Annotated in this window: 4 protein-coding genes; 3 read left to right on the top strand and 1 reads right to left on the bottom strand. The window is 63.9% G+C overall.

The features are described 5' to 3' along the window. Window positions 1-116: 116 nt before the first annotated feature. The 3 genes from EN984_RS31825 to EN984_RS31815 are packed head-to-tail and all read left to right on the top strand — an operon-like array spanning window position 117 to window position 1,756. Window positions 117-296 (top strand): DUF333 domain-containing protein, encoded by a 180-nt coding sequence (locus EN984_RS31825; RefSeq protein ID WP_245480160.1) that lies wholly within the window; start codon window positions 117-119, stop codon window positions 294-296. A 26-nt stretch (window positions 297-322) separates the two neighbouring features. Further along, window positions 323-1,387 carry a DMT family transporter gene (locus EN984_RS31820; protein ID WP_127271344.1) on the top strand — a complete coding sequence of 355 codons (1,065 nt, stop codon included), beginning with the start codon at window positions 323-325 and terminating at the stop codon, window positions 1,385-1,387. Then, window positions 1,388-1,756, top strand: a complete 369-nt coding sequence (locus EN984_RS31815) for a DCC1-like thiol-disulfide oxidoreductase family protein (RefSeq protein ID WP_127271346.1) — start codon at window positions 1,388-1,390, stop codon at window positions 1,754-1,756. It abuts the gene before it with no gap. Window positions 1,757-1,822: 66 nt separating this feature from the next. Here EN984_RS31815 and EN984_RS31810 read toward each other — a convergent pair whose 3' ends face one another. Then, window positions 1,823-2,080: a DUF2798 domain-containing protein gene (locus tag EN984_RS31810; protein WP_127268095.1), complete on the bottom strand. Its 258-nt coding sequence runs from the start codon at window positions 2,078-2,080 to the stop codon at window positions 1,823-1,825. Window positions 2,081-2,227: the final 147 nt, after the last annotated feature.

Below are 2,227 nucleotides of genomic sequence, written 5' to 3'. Positions count from 1 at the left end.
GATAGAATGCGGCCGGGGAGATCGCGATGAAGAAGGTTTCGATATTGGTCGCCAGCTTTGCCGCTTTGTCGCCGCTGCCGTTTTCCGCCGGCGCCAGTGCGCAAAAACCGGTCGGCATGGCCAATCCGGCATCCGTCCATTGTGGCGATATCGGCGGGCGCCTGGTGATCAGGAAGGACAAGGCCGGCAACGAATATGGGTTTTGCCGCTTGCCCAATGGGCGCCTTTGCGAGGAGTGGGCGCTGTTTCGCGACAACAAGTGCATCGGGCCGAAGGCGGCCATGCGCCGCAAGTGACACACCTGCCATCATAGGGTGAGATCATGTCCGAACCGCATTCCCATTCGCATCTGTGGCCCGGCGTGCCACTCGCGCTTGGCTCTGCCGCCCTGTTCGGGGCGACGCCGCCGCTCAGCAAGCTGCTGCTCAATGGCGTCAATCCCTTCATGCTGGCCGGCCTGCTCTATCTCGGTGCCGGTCTTGGGCTGGCTCTGTACCGCCTGCTTCGGGGCAGGCAGGCCGCGGCCGGGGAGGCGCAACTGACCGCTGGGGATGTTCCCTGGCTGGCGCTGGCGATCGGCATGGGCGGCGTTATCGCGCCGGTGCTGCTGATGTTCGGCTTGACCCTCAACACGGCGTCCAGTTCGGCGCTGCTGCTCAACCTGGAAGGGCTGGCGACGATGGCGATCGCCTGGCTCGTCTATCGCGAGAATGTCGACCGGCGCCTGCTTTTTGGCGCTTTCGCCATTCTGGCGGGTGCCATTCTTCTGTCGTGGCAAGGTGAGGGCGTCGCCTTCAACCGTGGCGCCCTGATGGTGGCAGGGGCTTGTCTGGCCTGGGGGATCGACAACAATTTCACGCGCAGGATCTCCGCCACCGACCCGGTGGTGATCGCCATGCTCAAAGGGCTGGTGGCGGGTGTCGTCAATGTCGGGCTGGCGCTTGCCGGCGGGGCCTTGTTTCCCCCGGCGTCGGTTATTGCAGCGACCGCCGCAGTCGGTTTCTTCGGCATCGGGGTCAGCCTGGTGATGTTCATCGTGGCGCTGCGTCATCTGGGCACCGCGCGGACAGGGGCCTATTACTCGCTCGCTCCCTTCATCGGCGCGTTGCTGGCAATCGCCATCCTGGGTGACGCCGTCACGCTCAAGCTGGCGGCCGCCGGAGTTCTGATGGGCGTTGGCCTGTGGCTGCATCTGTCGGAACGCCATGAGCACGAGCACGATCATGAGGAATTGGAGCACGAGCACAGCCATGTGCATGATGAGCACCACCAGCACCATCATGACGGGCCGGTGAGTGAGCCGCATTCGCACTGGCACCGGCATGCGCCGATGCGCCACCGGCATCCACATTATCCCGACCTGCACCACAGGCATGGCCACGGATAAATGCTGACCGTCTGGTACAACACTCGCTGCCCGGTCTGCGATGCCGGTATCGGCAGGCAGAAGCGGCGGCTGATCGAGGCGGTCAAGGCCGGGCGGATCGAGTTCCGAGACATCAATCTTGAACCGGCAGCGCTTACCGGACATGGCGCGTCGCTTGACGACATCCGCCGCCGGCTGCACGCCACCGATGCGGCGGGCAGGCTGCTGGTCGGCGCCGATGTCGCGATTGCCGTTTGGCAGGCAACGCCAGGCGAGGGCTGGCTGGCGATGGTGTTCGGCAATCCGTTTATCTTGCCGCTGACACGCTTTGCCTACGACCGCTTCGCCGATCTTCTCTATGCCTGGAACCGGCGCAAGGGTCGCTGGTAGCGGTTCGTCATTGATGACCGCAGGGCAAAAGGTCCGGAGGACATCTCCGGACCTTTTTCGTGTGAGCTATCGGCTGGCCGGCTCGCAGAGCGCGCCGACGATGCGGCGCACTATCGGCAGCACCAGCAGCAGCGTTGGAAACGCCACCAGCCAGGACAGGCCCCAGGCGGTCAGCCAGATGGACGGCAGCTCGGGGTGGAAGCCAAGGCTTTTCAACGTCGAGATGAACGAGACGATGAAGGTCATCAACAGCGACAGCACCAGCGGGCTGAGAACAGCGGCATAGCGCGCAGGCAGTTTCCTGCGCTGATATCTTGCATTCATTTCGGGTGTTCCCTGAAAGTGTCCGGTCCGTCGCATTGGCATCCATTCGCCGTGGCCGGCAAAATTGCCCGGAAGACCGGGTTGGGATGCGTTGCTTGACGTCAGACGCTTACGGAGCAGCCGAGGCGCTCGCCGGCCTTCTAGCGG

Source organism: Mesorhizobium sp. M7A.F.Ca.CA.004.12.1.1 (assembly GCF_003997835.1).
Classification (GTDB): Bacteria; Pseudomonadota; Alphaproteobacteria; order Rhizobiales; family Rhizobiaceae; genus Mesorhizobium.
The sequence above is the reverse complement of the archived record's forward strand: the minus strand, read 5'-3'. Positions and strand labels throughout refer to the sequence as shown.